At 46.0% G+C, this 25,715-nt stretch carries 20 protein-coding genes; 10 read left to right on the top strand and 10 right to left on the bottom strand.

What is annotated here, in order from left to right; translation table 11 throughout:
* Positions 1–36 precede the first annotated feature (36 nt).
* The gene (locus WKT13_RS04175) at positions 37–666 is read right to left on the bottom strand and encodes a recombinase family protein (RefSeq protein ID WP_340322955.1); all 630 of its coding nucleotides are present in this window, start codon (positions 664–666) and stop codon (positions 37–39) included.
* Positions 667–965: 299 nt separating this feature from the next.
* Complete coding sequence (locus tag WKT13_RS04180; RefSeq protein WP_340322956.1) at positions 966–1,133, bottom strand: NUMOD3 domain-containing DNA-binding protein; 168 nt, start codon at positions 1,131–1,133, stop codon at positions 966–968.
* A 61-nt stretch (positions 1,134–1,194) separates the two neighbouring features.
* On the opposite strand from WKT13_RS04180, the gene WKT13_RS04185 reads away from it, so the two are divergent.
* Complete coding sequence (locus tag WKT13_RS04185; RefSeq protein WP_340322957.1) at positions 1,195–2,067, top strand: hypothetical protein; 873 nt, start codon at positions 1,195–1,197, stop codon at positions 2,065–2,067.
* Positions 2,068–2,277: 210 nt separating this feature from the next.
* Here the strand turns inward: WKT13_RS04185 and WKT13_RS04190 are convergent, their stop codons facing one another.
* Both WKT13_RS04190 and rmuC read right to left on the bottom strand, forming a co-directional pair.
* The gene (locus WKT13_RS04190) at positions 2,278–3,849 is read right to left on the bottom strand and encodes a site-specific integrase (RefSeq protein WP_340322958.1); all 1,572 of its coding nucleotides are present in this window, start codon (positions 3,847–3,849) and stop codon (positions 2,278–2,280) included.
* 167 nt (positions 3,850–4,016) lie between these two features.
* Positions 4,017–5,390 (bottom strand): DNA recombination protein RmuC, encoded by a 1,374-nt coding sequence (gene rmuC / locus WKT13_RS04195; protein WP_298618206.1) that lies wholly within the window; start codon positions 5,388–5,390, stop codon positions 4,017–4,019.
* Between the two features lie 495 nt (positions 5,391–5,885).
* On the opposite strand from rmuC, the gene WKT13_RS04200 reads away from it, so the two are divergent.
* The 5 genes from WKT13_RS04200 (at position 5,886) to WKT13_RS04220 (ending at position 10,400) form a co-directional block, all read left to right on the top strand.
* On the top strand, positions 5,886–6,641 hold the full coding sequence (locus tag WKT13_RS04200; protein ID WP_340322959.1) for a TIGR02757 family protein: 756 nt from the start codon (positions 5,886–5,888) through the stop codon (positions 6,639–6,641).
* A 604-nt stretch (positions 6,642–7,245) separates the two neighbouring features.
* Positions 7,246–7,923: a tRNA (guanosine(37)-N1)-methyltransferase TrmD gene (trmD, locus tag WKT13_RS04205; RefSeq protein WP_340322960.1), complete on the top strand. Its 678-nt coding sequence runs from the start codon at positions 7,246–7,248 to the stop codon at positions 7,921–7,923.
* Positions 7,924–7,990: 67 nt separating this feature from the next.
* The gene (locus WKT13_RS04210) at positions 7,991–9,106 is read left to right on the top strand and encodes a Gfo/Idh/MocA family protein (RefSeq protein ID WP_445323574.1); all 1,116 of its coding nucleotides are present in this window, start codon (positions 7,991–7,993) and stop codon (positions 9,104–9,106) included.
* Between the two features lie 124 nt (positions 9,107–9,230).
* Positions 9,231–9,800: a DUF805 domain-containing protein gene (locus tag WKT13_RS04215; RefSeq protein ID WP_340322961.1), complete on the top strand. Its 570-nt coding sequence runs from the start codon at positions 9,231–9,233 to the stop codon at positions 9,798–9,800.
* A gap of 84 nt (positions 9,801–9,884) precedes the next feature.
* Positions 9,885–10,400 carry a DUF805 domain-containing protein gene (locus WKT13_RS04220; protein WP_340322962.1) on the top strand — a complete coding sequence of 172 codons (516 nt, stop codon included), beginning with the start codon at positions 9,885–9,887 and terminating at the stop codon, positions 10,398–10,400.
* A gap of 46 nt (positions 10,401–10,446) precedes the next feature.
* On the opposite strand, the gene WKT13_RS04225 is transcribed toward WKT13_RS04220, so the two are convergent.
* A complete protein-coding gene (locus WKT13_RS04225; RefSeq protein WP_445323575.1) occupies positions 10,447–11,292 on the bottom strand; it encodes a patatin-like phospholipase family protein in 846 nt (281 codons plus the stop codon).
* A 93-nt stretch (positions 11,293–11,385) separates the two neighbouring features.
* On the opposite strand from WKT13_RS04225, the gene WKT13_RS04230 reads away from it, so the two are divergent.
* The 4 genes from WKT13_RS04230 to WKT13_RS04245 all read left to right on the top strand — a co-directional run bounded on the left by WKT13_RS04230 (position 11,386) and on the right by WKT13_RS04245 (position 17,954).
* Positions 11,386–12,789: an aminopeptidase P family protein gene (locus tag WKT13_RS04230; RefSeq protein ID WP_340322963.1), complete on the top strand. Its 1,404-nt coding sequence runs from the start codon at positions 11,386–11,388 to the stop codon at positions 12,787–12,789.
* Between the two features lie 9 nt (positions 12,790–12,798).
* Positions 12,799–14,037 carry a C1 family peptidase gene (locus WKT13_RS04235; protein WP_298618253.1) on the top strand — a complete coding sequence of 413 codons (1,239 nt, stop codon included), beginning with the start codon at positions 12,799–12,801 and terminating at the stop codon, positions 14,035–14,037.
* Positions 14,038–14,267: 230 nt separating this feature from the next.
* Complete coding sequence (gene recJ / locus WKT13_RS04240; protein ID WP_298618212.1) at positions 14,268–16,001, top strand: single-stranded-DNA-specific exonuclease RecJ; 1,734 nt, start codon at positions 14,268–14,270, stop codon at positions 15,999–16,001.
* Positions 16,002–16,043: 42 nt separating this feature from the next.
* The gene (locus WKT13_RS04245) at positions 16,044–17,954 is read left to right on the top strand and encodes a RecQ family ATP-dependent DNA helicase (RefSeq protein WP_340322964.1); all 1,911 of its coding nucleotides are present in this window, start codon (positions 16,044–16,046) and stop codon (positions 17,952–17,954) included.
* 345 nt (positions 17,955–18,299) lie between these two features.
* On the opposite strand, the gene WKT13_RS04250 is transcribed toward WKT13_RS04245, so the two are convergent.
* Genes WKT13_RS04250 through WKT13_RS04270 form a run of 5 tightly spaced genes read right to left on the bottom strand, consistent with a single transcriptional unit; the run spans position 18,300 to position 25,621 of the window.
* Entirely contained in the window at positions 18,300–19,085 is a 786-nt protein-coding gene (locus WKT13_RS04250; RefSeq protein WP_340322965.1) for a LytR/AlgR family response regulator transcription factor, read from the bottom strand.
* Complete coding sequence (locus WKT13_RS04255; RefSeq protein ID WP_298618215.1) at positions 19,078–20,133, bottom strand: sensor histidine kinase; 1,056 nt, start codon at positions 20,131–20,133, stop codon at positions 19,078–19,080. The genes WKT13_RS04250 and WKT13_RS04255 overlap by 8 nt, the downstream gene beginning before the upstream one ends.
* 47 nt (positions 20,134–20,180) lie before the next feature.
* Entirely contained in the window at positions 20,181–21,479 is a 1,299-nt protein-coding gene (locus tag WKT13_RS04260; protein ID WP_340322966.1) for a TolC family protein, read from the bottom strand.
* A gap of 39 nt (positions 21,480–21,518) precedes the next feature.
* A complete protein-coding gene (locus WKT13_RS04265) occupies positions 21,519–24,557 on the bottom strand; it encodes an efflux RND transporter permease subunit (RefSeq protein ID WP_340322967.1) in 3,039 nt (1,012 codons plus the stop codon).
* Entirely contained in the window at positions 24,557–25,621 is a 1,065-nt protein-coding gene (locus tag WKT13_RS04270; RefSeq protein ID WP_340322968.1) for an efflux RND transporter periplasmic adaptor subunit, read from the bottom strand. Before WKT13_RS04270 ends, WKT13_RS04265 begins: the two co-directional genes overlap by 1 nt.
* Between the last annotated feature and the right edge of the window lie 94 nt (positions 25,622–25,715).

The raw sequence follows: 25,715 nt of genomic DNA on the forward strand, positions 1-25,715 counted from the left end.
CATGAAAAAAGGGAGGTTTTTCCTCCCTTTTTGCTTTTACAGATTAAATTCAGCTTTAACTCTTTGAACAGTTGAGACTGAGACATCGCATAGTTTAGCAGTTTTACGAATACTTGTACCTCGTTTTAGTTCCTTAATTACTTGTCTATATTCTTCAGCTTTTTGTTCTGTAGATTTTGTGGAACCTTCTTTACGTCCAAGTTTACCGCCTTTCTCAATATAGAGTTGGCGACCACTGTTTAACCTAAACTTGATATTTTCACGTTCAAGTTGAGCGCAAGTTGATAATGTTGCAATCATTATTGGAGCAAAAATTGACGGTTTACCTTCATTATCTAACAAGGTAAATTGTTCCTTCTGTATATATAGATTGATGCCCTCATCTACAAGTTGTTTAACAGTCTCCAAGACTTCAAAAGCGTTTCGACCTAATCTGCTTAATTCCGATACTAATAATATATCACAATTTTCAGATTTACAAAAATCTAAAGCCTCAACAAGTATAGGTCTTTCATTATTCTTTTTTGCCCCACTTATCTTTTCTTCGTATATCTTGGCGACTTCATAACCTTTATATTTGGCGTACGAAGTTAAATCGGCTACCTGTCTTTCTGTGTTTTGTCTATCTGTTGTTGAACTGACCCTTGAATATATTACCGCTTTCATATTATTGCTTTTTTATTACAGTGCAAATATACTATTTCTTTTTATTGTATGCAAATAAATCAAAGAATAAATTGAATACGGAATTTCAATATATTCTTATTAACTTATAGATTTATTTGAATACAGAATTTTTAAGCATACATTTTTCTGTATTAAAACACACGACACACGGATATATAGGAAATAACATTAAGTAGATGTATTTAAACATTCGATTTCTATAAATCTAAAAGAGAATACAGTATATATGCAGTATCAGCATTTATGATACTGAAAGTATTTGCCTATTCATGGGTAATCTATTCTATCGAGACTAATCGCCAATAATCCTTTAATTTTTTTCTGATTTTTCTTTTTGTTTCCTCTGTATGATGCTTGCCACTCATCGGATTTTTAGTACCTAATTTCGCCAATCTCATTTTAAATTTAGTTGCATCCGATAATTTTCTCCTAATTCTCTTTGCCATAATTATTGAACTTAATTGAATTATTTTTATATTTATAAATAGTTTATAAGTTCAAAAAGCAATGAGAAAAAAAGAATATTTATACCAAGCAAGTATTGATTGCCTTGAGATAACATATACAACAACTGACAGCATGAAAGAATACCTATCGGCAGACAATAACATTTTTCATTTTGGTAAAAATAAAGAAATATGGCTTGTAAGGTCGGAATCTCGCTATTATAAGAATGAGTTTGTTATGTGGTGCAAGGATTGGAACGAATACAAAGGTTATTATAACAGAAAAGTTGGCTATATGCGTTTCGGTTCATTCAACAAAAATCGTCAGAATGTATATATTATTTATGATAACGAAGCTCTATACTCATGGTTGGTTTCTGCACGTTATTATATTGAAGAGGCTCTTAATCTTGAATTTCTACAGATATCAAAATTGGATATTGCGGTAGATTTTAATTTTAATGTTGAAAAACATCTTATTAGACAATATAAAGATGATAACTATGATTTAATTGTTAATGGTCGCTTAGCTGATAATAAAGCAGTTTATGGTGTTGGCTTTCTTTCATGGTGGAATCCCCGACATCGTATTTTTGCCAATCCTCAGATGTTGGTAAAAAACAAAAAAAGTACATTATCGATGAAAACATACAATAAAAAAAAGGAAATAGAACAAGAGAGTAGTAAATATTACATTCAAGAAAAGACAGGTTTTAATACAACGATGTATAGAGTTGAAATAACCTGCAAAAATCACAAACTTTTAAAGAAGACACTTGATAGCCTTAGAATAAGCGATGAGTATTTATATTCACATTTGAACGATGAACACGTATTAATAACAGTTTTTATGCACCTAATGGATAGAATAATACACTTACGCAAAAATCGGAAACCATTAAACATACTTAATGAGGCTATTAAAAAATTGTGATATAGGTATATAAGTTTATAATTCATGTATTTTGGGGCTATTGGTTAATAGCCCCAAATTTCTTAGAAAAAAATTTTTTATACATGCAACGAATACCTCATTAAGTGTCAATATCTAATATATTTTATTGAATGGGAAGTTACCTCTGTTAATTAAATTTCTAATGGTTTATTTTGTGGATATTAATATCTCCACTTGCCCAAATAGTTATTAAATGAATGGTTCTTCATCGTAGCCTTCCCATATATCTTCAAGCAGCTCTAACCTGCCCAATTTTCCTTCTTCTTTTAATCTCTTTCTTTCTTCGTCACGGGACTTCTCAATAATATCCCTATATTCGGGTTGCTCCGACAAATACAACCTTAAATTTGCATTATAAATATTCTCATTGTCAAATTCCTTCAGATAAGTTTCAATTTCCGCAGGATTACGTCCCATGTTTTGTGCAATTAATCCCACAGGGACATTAGCATGATAAAGAGCGGAAGCATAACTGTGCCGACTACTATAGAATGTTATACCATTGGAAAGACCTAATCGCCTTGCAATACGTTTCAAATTGACATTAACAAGATAATTCATATATGCCATGCGACTGAACTTCTTATCTTCGGTATCATTATCTTTATCAAAGATTGGGAATATATAATCCTCTAATTCATTTTCACTCAAAATCTTTTCTCCATCGATATATGAACCAAATGGATAAAGGTATGGCATCAACAAATTTATATTGACGATAATTTTTGTAGGATGATTAGTTTTTTGCCTTGTCGTTATAATCTCATAACAATAAATTTTTCTCAAGTTATCAATCGCATAATCATATCCATTTTCAGCCGCATCCTTGATAAACGTCTTTCTGTCTGTAATTTCAATTATTCGCAAATCCTTCTTTTTCAAATTAGCAAGGTCTATTAGAGCCATTCCCTGAAAAAGGTAGCTACATAAAAATAAAGCAAGTGAAAATTGTTCCGCATTGATTGGACTTAACTTTGTCTCTCCCCTTGGTTTGAACTTTTGGTTTACCCAATACTGTTTATCATTAACTTCTCCATAGACATCGTTATTCTGTTTACCATTATAACCATATCTTTGTTGGTAATATCTCATCAACAACGTTATTTCTTGTAACGTTAGGGCACGTTTCCTTGTTTGACAATTTAACTTCTTGCTGAATTTAAAGGAAGCAAACGGAGTATCCTTTATATACTCCTTAGTTGTGGCATAATTTAAGATAGCTTTGAAATTATCGAAGAACTTTCGGATGGAATTATCTACATAATGGCAACGCAAATATTCTTCAAATGAGCGAAGCCAATTTACTGTTATCTCAAATAATTCAAGGTCTTTATTGTTGGTGTACTTTTTTATGCGATTTAGTAAAGTTGTGTATCCTGTGGCAGTATTATATTTTCCTTTTTCTACTTTAAAAAATTCAATTCGTTCCTCAAATAAAGAAAACAATGTGATTTTCGTAGGAGACTTCTGTAAATCAGATACAATAGTTGAGGCTGAATATTCTTTCCTACCTTCCAAAGAAAACACAAGATTTTGAGCATCAGCCAATTCTTTTGCGATGATTGCGTTGAGGCTGTTTGCACGCTTGCCTTTAACTCGTTGCTTGTCATCACTCCATTCTTGAGCCATACAAGATATACCCATACTCTTATATTTACGCTTTCCGTTATAGCAGACACGCAACATAATAGGATGTTCACCATTGGCAAGCGTCTTTGAAGTATAAAGTATTGCTGAAATAGTAGGTAAATTTCGTTTCATATCATTGTTTTTAGTTTACCTTTTAGTTTACATTATAATATATAAAATCTATATTTAGTTTACATTACAAAGATATAAAATAAATCTAAACTAACTATATTTCAGCAATATATAATAATGATATATTTTTCTATTTATTCCCCAAGCAAACAAACAACAGTCTTTTCTTACTTTTCTTCATAATCGTCGTCTAATAGTGTCTGTGATTCGGGTATGGGATAGTTGGCGCTCTCCTTCACGCCGAGCGACTTCAGCTCGTTAGCCTTCTGCACAATGCTCTGGCGTCCGGTATAAGCCTTGTTGTAGGCGTCGTCATAGTCCTTGTGCAGAGTGTCGATGTCCTTCTTCAGCTTGTCGAACCTCTTGATGAACTCTCCTACGCGCTTTATCATCTCGTCCGCCATCTCGAAAACCTTCTTCTGGCTTTCGGTCTGAGCATACTGACGCCACGCAATCTGAATCATACGGAGTATGGCCATAAGGTTCTGCTGTCCGGTGATGAACACATGGCGGTCGAAAGCCTCGCGCCATATCTTCGGGTCGTGAGCCAATGCCAGCTGCAACGCACCCTCGTTCGGCACAAACATTATGACAAAGTCGATGGCCCGACGCGGCTTTGTTATGTAGCGGCTGTAGTCTTTCTTCGCGAGATTAACGGCCTGCGTGCGCACACTCTTCACCAGATCGTCGGCAAACTTGCGCTTCAACGCCTCGTCCTCTGTATTCACATACTGATAGTAGGCATCGATGGACATCTTCGAATCTATCACCACGTCCTCGTTGTCAGGATAATGCAGTATGACGTCGGGAATCATACGCTTGCCGCTCTCGTCGTTCACAATGACGTTACCCTTATCGTCTGTTATGGTCTGCTGCACGTCATAGTCTATTCCACACCTGTAACCCTGCGCATCGAGAATTTCGGTCAGCATGCGCTCGCCCCAGTTACCCTGCGCCTTGTTGCCGCCCCTTATGACATTGGTGAGCATTGTCGCCGTGCGGTCTATCTTAGTAGTCTGGTCGCTCATGGCCTTGAGCTGCTCGGAAAGCGACGCCGTGCTCTTGGCCGTCTCACTGTTGGTGACACGTATTGCCTCCTGCAACTGCTTGAGATTATCGCGCAGCGGCTTGGTGATGTTCTCCATACTCTCCGAGTTGTCAGCCTTCAGACGGTCGGTGGTCTGGTTGAGCACCTTCGTCGCAAGGTTGGCAAACTGTTCCTGCACAGTCTTCAGCTGCTGTTCGAACTGCTCCTGCCGCATCTGCATCTCCTTCGAACTGTGCTCCTTCTCAGCCCTCAGTTCGGTGGCAACACGCTCTGCCTCCACCCTGGCCTGCATCAGTTCGCCGTTCATTCTGGACATCTCGGCCCGGGCATTTTCCGTATCCGCCTTGAGCTGCGCGGCGGTCTGCTCCAGTTGTGCGGCCCTCTGCTCGGCCAGAGCAAGTCCGGTTTTCACACTCCTGACCTTCGACTGCATGAAAAAAAACACAATCGCACAGCCGACAACAATTCCTATTATCAAATAAACTATCTCCATATTCAATTACATTTAAAACATCTCCGCATTTTCCGCCCGCAGTACACAAACAACATGCCGGCAGGCATCATACAAGGAAAAATACGGGGAAGCGCAAATATAACAAAATAAATCCACTTTGCGCGCCACATTCCCGAAAATATTTCACACAGCAACAACAAAGTGACAATTAAAACATCAAAAAGGCACAGATATTTAATAAATAACCATTTTTATACGGTTTTATTATGAATTTTTATGTTTAATGCTATCAAGAAGCACACTGTGCGCGCACACGGTGGATTTTTTCGGAAAAAAGGTATAAAAAATTTTGGCAGACATAAAAAATGTCATATCTTTGTAAACGTTATCCTGAAAACAATCTTTTTACCTTAATGGAAGAGACTAATACCTATTGAAGATTTGAAGCGGTCGCCTGTGAAGGTTGTCGCCTTTTTTTATGTCTGAAGGCGGACAGACCCCACCGCACGGCTATATAATCAAACACAAAAAACGATGGATAAAAAGACAGCAGACTACATAAGACTTCTTGCGGAAAAGTATGAGACGGCCGACTTTCTGAAAGACGACCCGAGCCTGTTCATGCACAAGGTGGAGGGCGCGGCAGACATGGAGGTGATGGCCTTCGCAGCATCATGTCTGAGCTACGGATCACGCAAGCAGTTCTTCCCAAAAATACAATACATGCTCGACCGCTCCGGCGGAAGAATGGACGAATGGGTGCGCAGCGGCAGCTTTGCCGACGACATACCCGACGAAGACCGGTGCTACTATCGCCTGTATACGCAGCACGACATGCACCTGTTGCTACAGACGCTGCGCGCCATGCTGACCGAACACGGCAGTCTGGGGCAGTTTGTCCGCACCAATGCCACAGACGGCTACGGAGCCGTCGGCGCCCTGTGTGCCTACTTCGCCGAACGTAATGCAAGCACGGTGATACCGCGCGACACCAAGTCGGCATGCAAACGCGTGTGTATGTTCACGCGCTGGATGGTGCGCGACGGTTCGCCCGTCGATCTGGGACTGTGGACACGATTCATCGACAAGCGCACTCTCATAATGCCGCTCGACACGCACGTGGTGCAGCAGTCGCAGCGATTGGGACTGCTCACAAGCCGCACGGCGTCGATGAGTGCGGCACGCCGACTGTCACAAGCCATGCTGGAGGTGTTCCCGGACGACCCTCTCAAAGGCGACTTCGCACTCTTCGGCTACGGAGTGAACAACAAGGGAGATCAGCCTACATAGTTCATCGGCCACGGACGACAGAGAAAGATTTAACACTTTTATGTTAATTCCGGACCCGAAAAAAGTTCAACCTCAAGATGCGCTACAGATTAAGGAGTGATGCAGAAGTGCCTGTTTCGGGATGACGGAGACTGTCCGGCAATCCGTATTTTTCTCAAACGTCACGCAACAAGCACCTTTTCAGCACATGATACAGCCCATATCAGGGCCTGATATGCACCATATCACACCATGATAAAGCCAATATCACACCACGATAAAGCCAATATCACGCCTCAACAAAGCCTGTTTCGCACGACTGTAAAAAGTCACGTAAGACATCAGTCGGCGTAACCCACTGTCGTACAGCAACTTCCGCAAAGTGTCCGAGAATCGCGTATTTGCGACCGACACGGGTGTCGCACGCAAATATCGCAGCCACAGAGACGTATGATTTAACATTCGCCGGTTTTTAGTTGTCGCCACACGCATAAAGACCTTCGCCCGCCAGTCCCGACAACCCACCCCATACACGGATACAGTGACCTCTGCAGACCGTTTCTTTTTACTTTCTTTAACCATTCATATCTATAACTTACGATATTTTTCAATAAATTTGCAAAATATGAGAATAGACATTATCACTGTTTTGCCCGAGATGCTCGAAGGCTTTGTCAACGAGTCGATACTCGCAAGGGCACAGAAAAAAGGACTGGCAGAGATACATCTGCACAACCTGCGCGACTACACCAAGGACAAATGGCGTCGCGTGGACGACTACCCGTACGGAGGATTTGCCGGAATGGTGATGCAGTGCGAGCCGATAGACCGCTGCATATCGGCACTGAAGGCCGAACGCGACTACGACGAGGTGATATTCACTTCGCCCGACGGCGAGCAGTTCAACCAGCACGTGGCCAACGACCTGTCGATGAAGGAGAACATGATAATACTGTGCGGCCACTACAAAGGCATTGACCAGCGTGTGCGCGACCATCTCATCACACGCGAGATAAGCATCGGCGACTATGTGCTCACCGGAGGCGAACTGGCTGCGGCAGTGATGGCCGACGCCATAGTGAGAGTGGTGCCGGGAGTGATAGGCGACGAGCAGAGTGCCCTGAGCGACTGTTTCCAGGACGACATGCTGTCGGCCCCCATCTACACCCGCCCCGCCGACTATAAGGGATGGAAGGTGCCGGACATACTGCTCAGCGGCAACGAAGCAAAGATAAAGGAGTGGGAAATGGAACAGGCCATGGAGCGCACACGCCGCCTTAGGCCAGACCTTCTGGAGAAATGACCTCCGCCGCAAGACGATACACGACAAGCACACGCGACTAAGAACCGGAACAACCTGCAATTATGATATGAAAACCTTCAACCTTATCCATAAAACACTGTGTGTCTTCATAACGCTGATGGCATACTGTCTGACGGCGGCAGCCATAGACGGCGAAAACAACAAGCCGCTGCGCGTGGCCGTGGCGGGAGTTGCCCACGGCCATCTGAACGACATTGTGTCGCGCATGGACAGGGGCGACTTCGAAGTGGTGGGCGTCTATGAGAAAGACGACCGCATGCGCCGGCATAACGGACTCGTCGCTCACAACAACAGGATACCGGCATTTGCCGATCTGGGAGAGATGCTCGACAGCATACATCCGGAGGCTGTGGTGGCTTACGGTGCGATATACGACCACATGGAGGTGGTGGAGGAATGTGCTCCGCGGGGCATACATGTGATGGTGGAAAAGCCGCTGGCAGTGAACATGAAACACGCCCGCCGCATGGCAAAGCTGGCACGTGAGCACGGCATTCTGCTGCTCACAAACTATGAGACGAGCTGGTACTGTTCCAATCACGAAGCTTACAGAATGGTGAAGGAAGGACAGATAGGCGACATAACGCGCATACTTGTGTACGACGGACACCAGGGGCCGATAGAGATAGGATGCGGCAAGGACTTCACCACGTGGCTGACCGACCCGGTGATGAACGGCGGCGGAGCGATAACCGACTTCGGATGCTACGGCGCGAACATCGCCACATGGCTGTTCGACGGCCGCAAACCGCTGAGTGTCTATGCCGTGACAAACCATCAGAAACCCAAGAAATATCCGAAGGTGGACGACGACGCCACCATCATACTGCAGTATCCCGATGTGACAGTGCAGCTCATGCCGTCGTGGAACTGGCCAATGAACCGCAAGGATATGTACATATACGGCTCAAAGGGATACATCTATCAAAGCACTCCGTCGCGCATGTCGCTCTACAGGGACGGCAAAGAGACAGACGTCAGACCGACAAAACTGAACGCTCCATACGACGATTCGTTCCGCTATCTGAAGGCTGCCGTGCGCGGAGAGATAACGGTGCAGCCCACAGACCTCGCATCGCTGGAGAACAATCTGACGGTGGTGGAGATTCTGAGTGCTGCAGTGAAGAGTGCACGCACCGGCAAACCGGTACGTCTGAAATAACGCCACGACACAGTTGCCGTACATAAACAACAGACAATACGCCTGTCGCCGGAGACACGGTCCCCACTCCGGCACGGACGACATAAACAAATGTTGGGGACCACAATTAAAACCTAAATTGATTATGAGAGAATTGACAGTACTTCCACAGTTGGGATTTACAGAAGCGCTGAGCGCCGCATGGAACAAGATAGCACAATTCAACGGCCGTTCGCGCCGTTCCGAATACTGGTGGACTTATCTTGTAGCCACTATCCTTAACTTCATCTTTACATTCGTTCCAGTAATCGGGAGTCTGATATCGCTTCTTATAAGCCTGGCTCTTATCCCGATAACATTCCGCCGTCTGCACGACACCGGCCGCAGTGGATGGTGGTATGGCGTAAGCCTGATAGGCGGTCTTGCCTTCTTCGTCTTCTTCATATTCGTACTCATTGGCTCACTCGGCGTAAGCGAGAGCCTGTCGGACCTGTCGTCAATGTCTGATAATGAAATAATAGAAAAGATGCTCACCGGTGTGACACTGGGTTATGTGGCAATCGGACTGCTGATAGGAATTGTCTATAACATCATTCTGCTCGTATTCCTATGCCAGGACAGCCATATGCAAGACAACAAATATGGCCCGTCACCAAAATACGTCGACATGGACACAAACGCGGATATGGCAGACAGAAGATACGACACAATGTAACAAGACGGGCAAAAAGTGTACAAAACCGCTTGGCGGACATCTGCCAGGCGGTTACATATATAAACCAGAAAAAACAAAAAGATAATGAAACAAATCGAAGCAACCCCTTCCGTAGGATTCGGCGATGCCGTGAAATCATCGCTCAACCGCCTGACCGACTTCAAAGGCCGCACACGCCGTTCGGAGTTCTGGTGGACAATACTGGCATACTACATATGCGTATTGATCATTAATTTAATACTGGGTATGATTCTGCCTCAGACAGCATTGACCATAATAGGCATAATACTTCAGTTTCTCATCTTCGGTGCAACGGTACGGCGCCTGCACGATACAGGCCGGAGCGGATGGTGGGTCGGCGTAAGCTGGATTGTGAGCATCATCAGTTCAATATACGTTATGGCAAACAGCGACATACTGATGAGCGTAAACATAAACCCGGAAGAAATAATGGAGTTTGCCAGTGCACCGGCAACCATAGGCATAACGGCAATCAACACAATTTTAAATATCATCGTCATAATATTCTGTCTGCTCGACAGCAAAGCAGAAACCAACAAATATGGTGAATCGCCGAAATACAAAGAGACAGAGGAATGACATTCGGAGAAAGGCCTTGTAACAGACATGTGACAAAGGCCTAGGTTTATTTTTTATCCATAAATTGTTTACAGAAGGCTTCGCCAAGCGCGAAGCCTTCTTCGTAGAGAGCCTCCAGCTTCTTAGTGTCTTTCTCTATACGGCCCACTTCCATCGGCTTCAGCGGACGTATGCAGGTGATGCGCCCCTCCTGCTCCAGTCGGTCTATCATGTCGAGCTGGCGGTTGTAAACCTCTATGCGTCGGCTCAGAGCCACACGCAGACGTGGATAGTCGCGGTAGATGAAACGCGGTATCTTTATGTCATGGCCGTCGTTGCGGTAGCCTTTGTTACGTGTCAGCACCACCACATTGTGAGTATAGCCCTTCTGCATGGCACGCTCTACGGGAATGCTGTCGGCTATTCCCCCGTCTAGCATCGGCTTTCCGTCCACAAAAACAATCTTGCTCACATACGGCAGACTGCTCGAAGCACGCACCACATCGAGCGCACGCTGACGGTCGTGACGCTCCGACAGATATTCGGCAAGTCCCGTACGGCAGTTTGTTGTCACCATTTCAAACTCCGTTTCGCTTTCGAAAAACGTGTCGAAATCAAACGGTATATAACTGTTAGGAAATTTGTCGTAAAGCAGTTTCTGGTCGAATATGCAACCCTGGGTGATAAGATAGCGCAATCCGATGTAGTCGTAGCGCGCCAGATAATCGATATTTGAGATTCGGGCGCGTCGAGGCTGACGGCTTACGTAGGACATGCCGTTGCATGCTCCGGCCGACACCGCCACAATGTAAGGAAAATACAAATTGTGTTTCATGAACGCATCGAGTACGCCCGTGGTGAAAACACCACGCATACCACCACCTTCAAGCACAAGCCCCGTATTTTTGTCCATTTGTATAAAAACTGTTTAAAACGCTCTGCAAAATTACACATTTTAAATATAAAAATTGTAACTTTGCAAACAATTGACATGATAATTTAATATATGTTTGACAAACAGACCTACGTAAACCGTCGCGCCAAGCTCAGAAGTCTTGTAAAGGACGGCATAATCATACTTTTCGGTAATAACGAGTCGCCCTGCAACTACCCAAGCAACGGCTACTATCCGTTCAGACAGGATTCATCGTTCCTGTATTATTTCGGTCTGAACAGAGACGGACTCGTAGGAGTGATCGACATAGACAACAACCGTGAGACAATCTTCGGTAACGACATCGACATCGAAGACATTGTCTGGTACGGCAGCGTGGACAGCGTGCATGACCTCGCGGCACAGGTGGGCGTGGAAAACACCGCACCGATGCGTGCACTGAAGAGCGCATGCAACGAGGCTCTGCGACAGAAACGCAAGATACACTTTCTGCCGCCCTACCGTCATGACATAAAGATACAGATTTTCGATCTGCTCGGCATTCACCCTGTACAGCAGAAGGAAGCTGCAAGCATGGAGCTCATAAAATCAGTGGTGAACATGCGTTCCGTAAAGGAGCAGCAGGAGATTGAAGAACTGGAGAGAGCAGCCGAAATAGGCTATCTGATGCATACAACAGCCATGAAGCTGACACGTCCGGGAGTGACTGAGAAGTTCGTAGGCGGACAGGTGGACGGAATCGCCCACTCATACGGCGCCATGGTGAGTTTCCCGACCATCTACAGCCAGCACGGCGAGATAATGCACGGCAATCCGTCGATGAGCATTCTGGAAGCAGGACGACTCGCTCTGTGTGACGCCGGAGCAGAAACAATAAACAACTACTGCTCGGACAACACACGCACAATGCCTGTAAGCGGCAAGTTCACGCAACGTCAACTGGAGATATACAGCATTGTGGAAGCATGCCACGACTATGTACTGGAAGTAGCCAAGCCCGGAGTGAAATACTTTGACGTGCATCTGGCTGTGTGCCGCCTTATGACCGAAAGACTGAAAGAGCTCGGACTGATGAAGGGCGACACCGACGAGGCTGTAGCAGCAGGCGCACACGCCATGTTCCTGCCGCACGGCTTGGGCCACATGATGGGCATGGACGTACACGACATGGAGAACCTCGACCAGATAAACGTAGGCTTTGACGAAGAGACTCGTCCTAATCTCGAACAGTTCGGAACAAACTGTCTGCGCATGGGACGCCGCCTGCAGCAGGGCTTTGTTGTGACCGACGAACCGGGAATATACTTCATCCCCGCACTCATCGACGACTGGAAGGCAAAAGGACACTGCAAGGAGTTCATCAACTTCGACCTGCTCGAGACATACAAGGACTTCGGCGGAATACGCATCGAAGACGATATTCTCATAACCGAAAACGGTTGCCGTTTCATCGGAGAAAAGAGAATACCTTATCATCCGAAGGACGTTGAGGCATTCATGGAGAACAATCAATAAAAACAAACTATACAACAACAAACTATGAAGAAAATCATGACACTTGCGTTCCTCGCCATGATGGCCATGGGAGTGAGCGCCCAGGACAAGAAGGAAAACAGCAACAAGCCTGTTTTCACAGTTGTCAAGGAGAATCCTATCACAAGCATCAAGGACCAGAGCCGCAGCGGCACATGCTGGGACTACTCTACACTTGCTTTCTTCGAGAGCGAAATACTCAAGGCTACAGGCAAGACATACGACCTGTGCGAGTCTTTCGTTGCAAACAAGAACTACATGGAACGTGCAATCCAGGTTGTACGCCTGCACGGTGACTGCCAGTTCTCACAGGGAGGTTCGGCTTACGACGTTTACCACGTACTGAAAACATACGGTATCTGCCCGGAAGACGCAATGCCGTTCCCTGGTTCACTCTACGGTGACTCACTGAACAACTTCAACGAGTTCTTCTCTCTGATGGAACCGTATGTTGCAGCCGTTTCAAAGAGTTCTGCAAAGAAACTCTCAGGACAGTGGAAGGTCGGACTGCAGGGTATTCTCGACGCTTATCTCGGCAAATGCCCGGAGAGCTTCACATACGAAGGCAAGACATACACTCCGAAGTCATTCGCTGAAAGCCTCGGACTGGATTGGGGCAACTATGTGACAATCACAAGCTACACACATCATCCGTTCTACACAAAATTCCCGGTTGAAGTACAGGACAACTGGCGCAATCCGGGTTCATGGAACCTGCCGATTGAAGACATGGCACGCATCATAGACAATGCTGTGATGAACGGTTACACCGTAGCATGGGGTGGCGACGTGAGCGAGGAAGGATTCACACGCACAGGTCTGGCTTACTCTTACGACACAGACGCTATGCAGAGCTATGCTGGCAGCGACATGGCACGCTGGCTGAAGCTGTCTTCTTCAAAGCGTACAAACATCATCGACTCTCTGGGATGCAAGGTGCCTGAGCTCACTCCGACACAGGAGAAGCGTCAGGAGCGTTATGACAACTGGGAGCTGACAGACGACCACGGAATGCTTATCTTCGGTATCGCAAAAGACCAGAACGGCAAAGAATACTACATGGTGAAGAACTCATGGGGTGAAGCCGGTGACTACAAAGGAATCTGGTATATGTCAAAGAACTTCATCGTTGCAAACACAATGGACTATATGGTGAACATCAACGCCATTCCTAAGGACATCCGCAAGAAGATGGAGGATGCTGTGAAGAAAGCCGGCATAGGCGAATAACACAACAACACACAATAAACAAGGGCTGCGGGCCAGGAGTTTGACACCAACCTGCCAACATTGATTGGAGTTACAGGTGGCGTGACAAAGCCTGACCCGCAGTCTTATTTTTATATAAAAACGCATTATCAATACCATGTTTTCCATTTTTATTTTGTAACTTTACGGGCAGTTTATGTGCGTCAATCCGCACTTTTCCCTCATGCAGAATAAAAAATAAAAACTATATAATGCTTTTCAAATGGAATTACAAGCCACCAACATCCGAAGAAAGACAAGCGGCTGACGAATTAGGAGGAAAACTCAACATCAGCCCCATTCTTGCCGGACTGCTCATTAAACGGGGCATCACGACAGAATCGGCGGCAAAACGTTTCTTTCATCCGCAACTCTCCGACCTCATCAATCCTTTTCTGATGAAAGACATGGATGTGGCCGTTGACAGACTGAACGACGCCATGGGACGCAAGGAACGCATCATGGTGTATGGCGACTACGACGTCGACGGATGCACGGCTGTGGCATTGGTATACAAGTTCCTGCTGCAGTTCTATTCAAACATAGAATACTATATTCCCGACCGCTACGACGAAGGATACGGCGTAAGCAAGAAAGGAATAGACTATGCGCATGCGAACAACGTGAAGCTGATAATAATTCTCGACTGCGGAATAAAGGCGGCCGAGGAGATAGCTTATGCCAAATCGCTGGGCATAGATTTCATCATATGCGACCATCATGTGCCTGACGAGGATATGCCGCCGGCTGTGGCAATACTCAACCCCAAGCGCAGCGACGACACCTATCCGTTCAAGCATCTCTGCGGATGCGGTATAGGCTTCAAGTTCATGCAGGCATTCGCAAAGAACAACAGCATTCCATTCTCAAGACTTATGCCTCTGCTCGACCTGTGTGCCGTGAGCATAGCCGCAGACATTGTACCCGTGACCGACGAGAACCGCATACTCGCCTATCACGGACTGAAGATTCTGAACCAAAATCCGAGCACCGGACTGAAGGCAATAATCGACATCTGCGGACTGAACAACCGTGAGATATCAATGAGCGACATTGTGTTCAAAATCGGACCGCGCATAAATGCGTCGGGAAGAATAGAGAACGGAAGGGAAAGTGTGGATCTGCTTGTTGAAAAGGAATTCTCGCACGCATTGGAAAAAGCAAAACACATAGACTGCTACAACGAACAGCGCAAGGACATAGACAAACAGATGACGGAAGAGGCGAACCAGATTGTGGCCCGCCTGGAAAGTCAGCGCCACCGTTCGTCCATTGTACTGTATGACGAGAACTGGAAAAAAGGTGTAATAGGAATAGTGGCTTCACGTCTCACCGAAATTTATTTCAGACCGACAGTGGTGCTCACACGCGATGGCGACCTGGCTACAGGCTCAGCGCGCAGCGTGACCGGATTCGACGTTTATTCTGCCATAAAGAGCTGCCGCGACATCCTTCTGAACTTCGGAGGACACACCTATGCGGCAGGACTGACACTGAGATGGGACGACATTCCAGAGTTCAGGCGCCGTTTCCAGAAATATGTCGACAACCACATACAGCCGGAACAGACAGAAGCCATGCTCAATATTGACACCGTGATAGACTTCAAGGACATCACCAAACGACTGCACAACGATCTGAAGAAGTTCTCACCATTCGGTCCGTGCAACCAGAAACCTATTTTCTGCACCGTGGGAGTGTACGATTACGGCACAAGCAAGGTGGTGGGACGTGAGCAGGAACACATCAAGCTGGAGCTTGTCGACTCGAAGTCAAGCAATGTTGTCAACGGCATTGCCTTCGGCCAAAGCGCATCGGCACGGTACATAAAATCGAAAAGAAGTTTCGACATTGCCTACACACTCGAGGACAATGTTTTCAAGAAGAACATGGTGCAGCTGCAGATAGAGGACATACGTCCGGCCGAAGACGACGAAAACGAATAAGCGTCTTCACACTCCGACAACCATACAAAACACATTATCTGCGTGGGCAACGGTTCTGACAAATATACAAGAATACTGCGCCAATACTGGGGCCACTCCGACTTCAGGGGAATACAGCGCGACATTATCGAAAGCATCGGCAGCGGACACGACACACTCGGACTGATGCCGACCGGAGGCGGCAAATCGATAACCTTTCAGGTTCCGGCTCTTGCTGCTGAGGGAGTGTGTATTGTCATCACGCCGCTCATCGCCCTGATGAAAGATCAGGTGTACAACCTGCGCCGACGCGGCATAATGGCTGCAGCAATATATTCCGGCATGACACGTCATGAAATATTACGTACTCTCGAGAACTGCATACTCGGCAGTACGAAAGTGTTGTACGTATCGCCGGAACGCATTGCCTCTGAACTGTTCAAAACAAAACTGCGCCACATGCGCGTGAGCTTCATAACTGTTGACGAAGCCCACTGTATAAGCCAATGGGGCTACGACTTCAGGCCTTCATACCTTCACATCTCCGACATAAGAAAGATAAAACCGGATGCGCCAGTGCTCGCACTGACAGCCACAGCCACAAAACAGGTGGCCGACGACATACAGAGGAAATTGCAGTTCAAGGATGCGAACATGTTCCGCATGAGCTTCGAACGCAAGAATCTGGCATATATCGTGCGCCATGCCACCGACAAACGAGAAGAGATGCTCCATATTCTGCGGAGCGTCAAGGGCAGTGCGATAGTATATGTAAGAAGCCGAAGACGAGCCTCGGAGATAAGCGAATGGCTGGAACAGAACGATGTGGAAGCGACTTTCTATCATGCCGGACTGGAACATTCCGTAAAGGACGAGCGGCAGAAAGAATGGCATGATGACAACAAGCGCGTGATGGTGGCCACAAACGCATTCGGTATGGGTATTGACAAACCGGATGTGCGTCTGGTGATACACTTTGACTGTCCAAGCTCGCTTGAGGCTTACTTTCAGGAAGCCGGGCGTGCAGGCCGCGACGGAGAAAAGTCGTACGCCGTACTGCTGTATAATGGCAGTGACGAACCCAAGCTGCGGAAACGCATAACCGACGAATTTCCGGAGAAAGAATACATCCGCGGAGTATACGATCATCTTGCAAGCTTCTTCCAGATAGCCGTACACAGCGGTTGCGGACACACATTCATGTTTGACATAAGAAAATTCTGCCGCACCTACAAACTGTTTCCTATTCAGACGGACGCCGCACTGAAGATTCTTGAACGTGCCGGATATCTTGAATACAACACAGATCCGAATTCTGACCCTCGCATCGTATTCCTTATCTCGCGCGAACAACTTTATATTCTGAACGAGCTGTCACCGCTTGAGGACAGGCTCATAACAACATTGCTGAGAAACTACGGTTCGCTGTTCATTGACTACACATACATTGACGAGGACATGATTGCAAGACAGGCGGACCTGACAAGCCAGCAGATATACCTCCTGCTCAAAGGCCTCACACAGAAACGCATACTGCACTTTGTGCCACGCAGCAAGACACCGTTCATCACATACACGCGCGACAGGGTGGACGGCGAGAATCTCATGATCACACACGATGTGTATGAAGACCGCAAGGAACAGTTCACCCAAAGAATAAACACCGTAATAAGTTACGCCACAAACGACAACGTGTGCCGCAGCCGGCAGCTGCTCAGATATTTTGACGAAACGCGCTCGAATGACTGCGGACAGTGCGACGTGTGCCTCGCACATAAAAGAAATCCCGACAGAAAACAGCAGCTGAAGGACGCAAGAAGCATGATAACAGAAGTGCTCAGCGACAAAAAACAGCACCATCTGACAGAACTGCTGAAACTTCCCTTACCTTCGGATATACTCGACACGGCATTGGAACAACTGATATTCGAAGAAATGATCAGAGTGGACAGCAGTTATATTTACATAGAATAACCCGACTTCCACATAAGACAACAATCCTCAGCCATTCACGGCTTTTGAACCTATATATGTTCAGCCTGTTGCAGAATAGGCTTTATCAGGCTGCAAAACGGCCTGTTTCAGGCCATGAAACAGGCCATTTTAGAGGATGAAACGGCCCATTTCAGAGCACAATACGGGCTGTTTCACAACACGATATCGACCGTTTGGCAGCACGGAAGAATTTATCAGACAAAACAAGCCCATATCAAACCTTGTCAATACATGAAACATAAGAAGCACTGAACACAGGCCTCAAAGCTCAAGTACGACCTGCAGGACATAAAAGAATGATAACCGAAGAGCGACAGAAGGACATCAGAAATCAAGCCACATCTTCAATGCAGCAATCTTCTCACGGCTGACCTGTATCATACGGTTACAAGGAGGCGTTACACGCACCGACCATTTTCCACCAAAATAAGGCTCGATATTGCACACTGATGCAGCAGACAGTATGAACTGACGGTTCACACGGAAGAAGATCTTCGGATCAAGCTGTTCCTCAAGTTTACTCAGTGTCATGTCAACAATATGGCTGCGTCCCTGTTTGGTCACGGCATAAGTTATCTTATCCTCAGAACGGAAATAGGCAATGTCTGCTACCTGCAATGTGGAGAACCGCGATCCGGATGCTACAAGAAAACGTGTGCGATACTGGCGTGAAGCACCGGATGACAACGCATTCAGAAATTCTCCCGCATCGAATATGCTCCCAAGTCCGGCAATACATCCAGCCGCACTGTATCTTTCAAACTTCCGTATCGCCTCGGCAAGACGTTCTTTTCGTACAGGTTTCAACAGATAATCGACACTGTTCACCGTAAAAGCCCGTACGGCATACTCGTCATAGGCAGTGGTGAATACAATCATGCTCTGCGGATGTGCCTGCTCGATAAGGTGAAAGGAAATACCGTCGGCAAGCTGTATGTCAAGAAACATTATGTCAGGATGGGGATTGACGGCAAGCCACGCCGCCGCTTCCTCAATACTACCCGGCAAGACCACAACATCCCACTGTGGCCGCAACTCAAGCACCATACTTTCGAGCAGACGCGCTGCCGGTAGCTCGTCTTCAACTATCGCTGCCCTGATCTTATTCATATATCAAAGGAACTTTTACGGTGAAAAACTCTTTCTCGGGTATAACTTCTATATCATGGCCACACAACAGCATATAGCGCTGCGACAGATTGTTGAGTCCCATTCCGGACGTTCTTGAAATCTGCTTGGGCTGGATACGGTTCGAAACGGTAAGCCACATGTCCTCAGAACGTTTCTCTGTGTCGAGTACCACTGTCATCGGGCGTGCCATGGTTATGGCATTATGCTTTATGACATTCTCTATCAGAAGCTGCAATGTCAAAGGCGGGATATTCATGTCGAGCACCGATTCATCAAGACGATTGTCAACATCAATACACTCACCCATTCTCACCCGCTGCAGTTGAAGATATACATCGACAAATTCAAGCTCCTCGCTCACAGTTACGGTCTGTCTGTCGTGACAATCGAGAATGTAACGGTAGGCATCTGCCAGATTACGTGTGAACTCAGCAGCACGCGGCGGATTATATTCAATTTCGGCAACAAGCGTATTCAGGCTGTTGAATAGAAAATGTGGATTAAGCTGATTCTGCAAAGCCGCATAACGTGCCTGTGCCGAACTTTCCTCAAGCAGGCGGGTTCTACGGTACTGACTCATAAGATCGGCGTAGAACCGGTTCATCATGAAAAGGCTCAAAAGTATGAGTTCCATGAACCATACGCATAACACACCGACCGTACCACGCCATGCAAGAGCAAAAAGGTGGGACGAACCGATAATGAACTTTGCCATGACCAGCAGCAGATAATTGAGAACAAGCAAACCTGCTGCCGAAATGAAGAAGAACAGAAATATGCGTCTGCGGTCACGAATAAATCCCGGATAGGCCGGTCCGATGCGTCTGTTGACAAATCTCATGCCCAGACCTACACCATTGAACAGCAACAGCACTGCAACGATAGCTTCCGGTGTAAGCAGATTGAGCTGTTGGCGTGCCGGGATGTCGCCACTGGTGATAAGCAGCAGATATGAACAACAACCGATGGCCGAGAAAATAAGTATATCGGCCAGACACGAATTACGGAATGTATCTGATTCTGACATAAGATGTTGTCTGTATTTTTATTGGTATCTGCAAATGTACTGATTTTTCAATTACCACAAGCCCGCTCCAATGCACTTTTTGCGATACAGGCATTCAGTTTGGAACGCACAAAATTGCGGCGTGCCTCCTCATGATATATCTGTGCATTGATGACATCTACCACCGAAACGCTTCCCTCACGGTATCTGTCAATGGCCATGGCCTCGCTCTCGGATGCCTTGCTCAATGAGTTCTCCGTAATACGTACCTGCTCTGCAGCCTGGACATAATTGCAGCGTGCGGTCTCTACCTCAAGACGCAAGCCATCGGCAATCTTACTTCTGCGTTCACGTGCTATTGCAACATTATGATTACCTATACGACGCGTACGGCGACGTTTGCCCCACTCGAAAACCGGAACGCTAAGTTTGGCATAAACGGCATAATTAGGATCTATATCTGAGTGGAAATCATAACCGGGAGACGAGAAACCGCCATCCACACCTACAGACAGCACCGGCATATAACGCGAGTTGGATATCTTGGAGTCAGACTGGCTGATGCGTATGCCGCCTTCTGCCATAAGCATCTCAGGGCGTTGGGACACAATGGCCGAAACATCACCAGACACAAGTGGAAGCGCTAAAGAATGACATACAACAGAATCGGTGGCTATGTGTTCATCTGAAGGTACGCCGGCCAAAGCATTAAGCGACAGACGTGCCACCTCTGCGTCATTAAAAGCACATTTCACCTGATAGTCTGCATCATTAAGACGGACTTCCGCCATAAGCAGGTCATTGCGGTCGGAATATCCTTCCTCCACTCTCTGACGCACTACCTCGACAAACTGACGCACCGCGTCCCTATAACCAACTGCAACAGACGCAAGCTCATTCTGAGCCACACTGTTCCAATAACGCACATCAGCCTCATAACGCACGTCATTCGAAACACGTCTTACTTCAAGACGTGCATTCTCATCTTCCGCACATGCCTTCTCATAACCGGCACGCAAAGCCCCTCCGGAATAAACAGGCTGCGATATATTCAGTGATGTGCCATACTTGATATTACGGCCTTCGAAAGACAAACGATTATCTGTACCCGGCAACGTAACGTCAAGAGCCAGTGGGTTTCCTGTATAATTGAAATTCGCACTGCCGGACAGTTTCGGAAGGAAATCGGCTTTGGCCGACAATCGTGCCTCACCACTTGCTCCGGCCGCATGAGTTGCTGCCTTAATGTCCTGGCTATAGGCAACCACACGATTACGATAAGATTCAAGCATCACATTATCCTGTGCGTTAGAACGCATAACACCAGACAGGACAACAAAACCAATGAAATATATCTTATGTTTCATTTCCATCATATTTAATGTTCGTATTAAAACTGCTATAACTTATACATTTGCCGTCTCCGGATAAAAAATTGCATAAAGTGCCGGAGTTACAAAAAGCGTAAGCAATGTGGCAAACGACAGTCCGAAGACGATTGTGGCTGCCATACCTCCAAACACCACATCAAACAACAGAGGAATACTTCCAAATATTGTTGTGACAGCAGCCATGAGCACCGGACGCATACGGGAGACTGTGGCCTCGACAATTGCTTTGCCTGGCATCACACCGGCACGACGCTGCAGATTGACTTCATCCAACAGCACGATGACATTCTTTATTATCATACCAAGCAATCCAAGCCATCCGGCAATACAGAAGAATCCAAACTGGAAACCTGTGACCAACAAGCCTACAACCACTCCAATGACAGACAATGGAAGAATGAGGAATATGATGAATGGCTGACGGAAATTGCCGAAAAGCGCCACCAGAATAATAACCAGGAACACCAGAGCCAATGGGAAATATTTTGTAAGAGCTTCCATGGCCTCATTCTGATCTTTATACTGCGAATCCCAAAAGAATGTATAACCGGCCGGTAGCTTCATCTGTTCTATTTCCGAACGGATTTCGCTATGCACTTCCTTCATTGTATGTCCGGGACGGACATCACACTGCGCAGCCATAGACAACTGCCGGTTGTACGTCTTGACAAGCGGCCATTCCCAACCAAGATATATACTGTCGGTTGCCTGAGCCAAAGGCACTGAGTTACGGCCGTTCCATACGGGCATGTCCTCAAGTGCAGATTGTGACATCTGGCTTTCTCCCGATACGTGTAATAGTACAGGAACTTTCTTGTCTTCATCACGATAAACACCAACAGAAATACCGTCGCTGGCACTTTTGACGGCAGCCATCATATCGGACTTTCCGATATTGATACGGCCTGCTTTTACCGGATTATATGCAGCATTGAACATCATTGCCTTATTTCCCCATTCGTTCCGTGCATTCATGACTTTCGGATTACGGCGCATGATTGAGATTGCAACATTTGTCAGAGAATCAAGGACACGCGGATCATCACCGCTGAAACGTGCTTCTATAAGAGCCTGAGGAATTGAGTTCAATTCGAAACGATTGACACGTACCAGAGCATCAGAGAAACGCTGTGACAGTTCGTTCTGCAGTCCTTGCTGCATATCAACTGCCTTGGAAGTGCTTTCCGTCTCAACCAGACATTGTGCATAGTTACTTTGAGGACCGTATGCCGCATTGGCAAGATAATAACGTGGGGGAGTCTGGCCGACAAATGTCGTCACATGACTGACCCCATCCTTTCGCAATAAAGTGTCAGCCATCGCTTCTGCCTGCGAAGAGGTTTCTTCAATGCGTGTTCCTTCAGGAAGCCACATATCGACAGAAAAATATTGTTTACTTAGAAGTGGCATGAACTGCTGTGGGATAAACCTGAATGCCCAACCGCAAACAATGAGAAGAGCCACCATTCCTGCTACAACAACATATCGTCTGCGTATAGTCCACCGTAATGCCCTACGGAACATATCGTAGAAACGTCCCTGGAACAGTTCGTCCTTCAGTTCGTCAGGACGGGGGCGACGCACAAATTCCTGAACAAAGAATACATTCTGAGAAATGGCAAAAACCCAACTAAGCAGCAATGAAACAGCAATAACGATGAATAGCGACGACAACAGTTCACCTGTAATATGTGGCGACAGATAAACCGGAAGGAACGTCAGAACAGCAATAAGTGTTGCTCCAAGAAGCGGCATTGCGGTTGTCTCAACAGCAGAAAGAATGGCAGTACGCTTGCGCATACCACGCTGCATGTTTACAAGTGTGGCATCATAAACAACAATTGCATTATCAACCAACATACCCATTGCAATGATAATGGCGGCAAGCGACATACGTTGCAAAGCAATGCCATCTGCATACATATATAGAAGTGTTCCGAAAATGGAAAATACAAGTCCGCTGCCTACAAGGATTCCGTTCTTCAAACCTATAAAGAACAACAACACCGCAATAACCGTTATAACAGATATAATAAGGTTGAGCACAAATCCGTTGTTGGCCACAGCCGACTCATGACCCTGATCATATATAGGAGATACTTCAAAGCCTTCAGGCATTTCCGCTTTATGATTTTCAATACATTGTTCAACCAGTTGCGCCATATCCACCACATTTCCATCAGAAACAGTTGAAATAGCGATACCTACAGCCGGCATCCCATCCTTGAACATGAAACTTCTGGCCGGACGTGAATAACTTTCACGAACTGTCGCAATTTCTCCAAGACGGAAATAAGCTCCATCACGAGATGTCACTGTGAGATTCTCTATTTCCTGCAAAGAGGTGAAACTGCCGGAAGCCTCAACACGCAGGCGATTGTGGGATGTCTCAACCGCACCAGCATCCACTACACGATTCTGACGTTCGAAAGCAGATGCAATATCTGCCATCGTTATACCACTGGCAGCAAGGAGCGAAGGTTTTGTTTCCACTTCTATAGTACGGTTCTGCACACCGAACAGTTCTACTTTTGCCACATCCTTAACAGTCAGCAACTTGTTCTTAAGAACCTCAGCCTGATCTTCCAGTTCACGATAAGAGTGCGTATCGCTTCCCAAAGCATAAAAAACACCCAACACATCGCCAAAGTCATCATTGACAACAGATGTACCCGCACCTGCCGGCAGACGTCCCTGTACGTCGTTCACTTTACGACGTAACTTATCCCATAACTGCTGCATGGCATCGGCACGTATCTCCTTTTTTACATAAACCGTGATTTTTGAGAGTCCGGCACGATTCTCCGTTTTCAGATAATACAATTCTCCGAGCGACTGGATTGATTCTTCCAACACATCTGTTACCTGCTGCTGCACTTCCATAGGCGATGCGCCTGGATAGGTTGTTGTGACAACAGCCTGTTTGATAGTAAATGGAGCATCCTCGAGTTTGCCCATACCATTATAGGCAACAATTCCACCTACAAGAATAAGTCCCAGCAACAACCAGCTGAGAGCCTTGTTTCTAAGGAAAAATTTGGCTACACTTTTCATTATTCAATACCTTTGCCCTTATTTTTGTTTCCTATCACACTAACAATATCACCTTCAGACAAATACGACTGACGTGTAACTGCCACCTTATCGCCTGCCGTCAATCCGGAAACAATCTCAATACGTCCGTCAGAAAGCAATCTGCCCTGAATGACAGGGCGTTTGATAACACGTCCTTCATTATTTATCAACCATACAAAACATTCCTCATTTTCATTGCATACCGCTGTCTGAGGCACACAGACAGCAGAGCCGGACTGAGTCTGCGAATGAACAGATATTTCCATATTCCCGGACATACCTCCCAGAAGTTTGTTATCCTTATTATCTATCAGGGCCGTGAACTTAAACGAAAGATTATTTTCTCCGGCAGCCTGAGTCAGATAAGTCTTGTACGGTTTAAAATCTTTATTTGGCATATTGTCAAACACAATACGGCAAGATGCAGACGAATCATTGTTTCTCAAAGCAACTGCCATATCTTCAGGCAGGAATGTCTCTACCTTTATACTTGACAGATCAATAAATGTCACTACCGGCTGAGATGGCTGAACATTCTGATAACGCTCTATATGAGTCTGCTGCACATATCCGTCAAATGGCGCAACAAGCCGTGTATCCGTATAACTGTTCTTAGCATTATCATAGTCGGCACGCGCTTTTGCATAATCAGCACGTGCTTTCTCATAGACAGAACCAGACACATTGTCTTTATCATAAAGATTGGATATACGCCGATATTCACTTTCTGTCTGTTTGCATATAGCTCCGGCACGTTCCTCACTCACAGCAAAGTCACGGTTATCAATGGCCGCAATCAATTGTCCTTTTCTAAAGAACTGTCCATTCTGTACGGTAAAATCCTTAACCGGTCCACCAACACGAAACGCAAGTTGTGTAACTCTGTAAGGCTCAGATATGAAAGTATAACGGCGCGACAAAGATTCCGTAACTCTCTCTGCCATCGCAACTTTTACTCCGGCTTTCTCCTGTTGAATTGCCTGTTTCTGTTTGCATGCTGCCAAAAGAAACACAGCCATGCTGATAAAAATAATATGTCTCATTCTTTATCTTATTACGTTTGTTTCCATATTGTTTTGCGTCACAAATTTATATTTACATAAGCCGGATCGCAATACATATTTTCCTGAAACGTAT

Source organism: Prevotella sp. HCN-7019, from assembly GCF_037890215.1.
GTDB lineage: Bacteria > Bacteroidota > Bacteroidia > Bacteroidales > Bacteroidaceae > Prevotella.

What these genes read in the sequence shown, in the direction of transcription:
- WKT13_RS04175 (WP_340322955.1), bottom strand. Translation starts at nt 666, where the DNA reads ATGAAAGCGGTAATATATTCAAGGGTCAGTTCAACAACAGATAGACAA.
- WKT13_RS04180 (WP_340322956.1), bottom strand. Translation starts at nt 1,133, where the DNA reads ATGGCAAAGAGAATTAGGAGAAAATTATCGGATGCAACTAAATTTAAA.
- WKT13_RS04185 (WP_340322957.1), top strand. Translation starts at nt 1,195, where the DNA reads ATGAGAAAAAAAGAATATTTATACCAAGCAAGTATTGATTGCCTTGAG.
- WKT13_RS04190 (WP_340322958.1), bottom strand. Translation starts at nt 3,849, where the DNA reads ATGAAACGAAATTTACCTACTATTTCAGCAATACTTTATACTTCAAAG.
- rmuC (WP_298618206.1), bottom strand. Translation starts at nt 5,390, where the DNA reads ATGGAGATAGTTTATTTGATAATAGGAATTGTTGTCGGCTGTGCGATT.
- WKT13_RS04200 (WP_340322959.1), top strand. Translation starts at nt 5,886, where the DNA reads ATGGATAAAAAGACAGCAGACTACATAAGACTTCTTGCGGAAAAGTAT.
- trmD (WP_340322960.1), top strand. Translation starts at nt 7,246, where the DNA reads ATGAGAATAGACATTATCACTGTTTTGCCCGAGATGCTCGAAGGCTTT.
- WKT13_RS04210 (WP_445323574.1), top strand. Translation starts at nt 7,991, where the DNA reads ATGAAAACCTTCAACCTTATCCATAAAACACTGTGTGTCTTCATAACG.
- WKT13_RS04215 (WP_340322961.1), top strand. Translation starts at nt 9,231, where the DNA reads ATGAGAGAATTGACAGTACTTCCACAGTTGGGATTTACAGAAGCGCTG.
- WKT13_RS04220 (WP_340322962.1), top strand. Translation starts at nt 9,885, where the DNA reads ATGAAACAAATCGAAGCAACCCCTTCCGTAGGATTCGGCGATGCCGTG.
- WKT13_RS04225 (WP_445323575.1), bottom strand. Translation starts at nt 11,292, where the DNA reads ATGGACAAAAATACGGGGCTTGTGCTTGAAGGTGGTGGTATGCGTGGT.
- WKT13_RS04230 (WP_340322963.1), top strand. Translation starts at nt 11,386, where the DNA reads ATGTTTGACAAACAGACCTACGTAAACCGTCGCGCCAAGCTCAGAAGT.
- recJ (WP_298618212.1), top strand. Translation starts at nt 14,268, where the DNA reads ATGCTTTTCAAATGGAATTACAAGCCACCAACATCCGAAGAAAGACAA.
- WKT13_RS04250 (WP_340322965.1), bottom strand. Translation starts at nt 19,085, where the DNA reads ATGAATAAGATCAGGGCAGCGATAGTTGAAGACGAGCTACCGGCAGCG.
- WKT13_RS04255 (WP_298618215.1), bottom strand. Translation starts at nt 20,133, where the DNA reads ATGTCAGAATCAGATACATTCCGTAATTCGTGTCTGGCCGATATACTT.
- WKT13_RS04260 (WP_340322966.1), bottom strand. Translation starts at nt 21,479, where the DNA reads ATGAAACATAAGATATATTTCATTGGTTTTGTTGTCCTGTCTGGTGTT.
- WKT13_RS04265 (WP_340322967.1), bottom strand. Translation starts at nt 24,557, where the DNA reads ATGAAAAGTGTAGCCAAATTTTTCCTTAGAAACAAGGCTCTCAGCTGG.
- WKT13_RS04270 (WP_340322968.1), bottom strand. Translation starts at nt 25,621, where the DNA reads ATGAGACATATTATTTTTATCAGCATGGCTGTGTTTCTTTTGGCAGCA.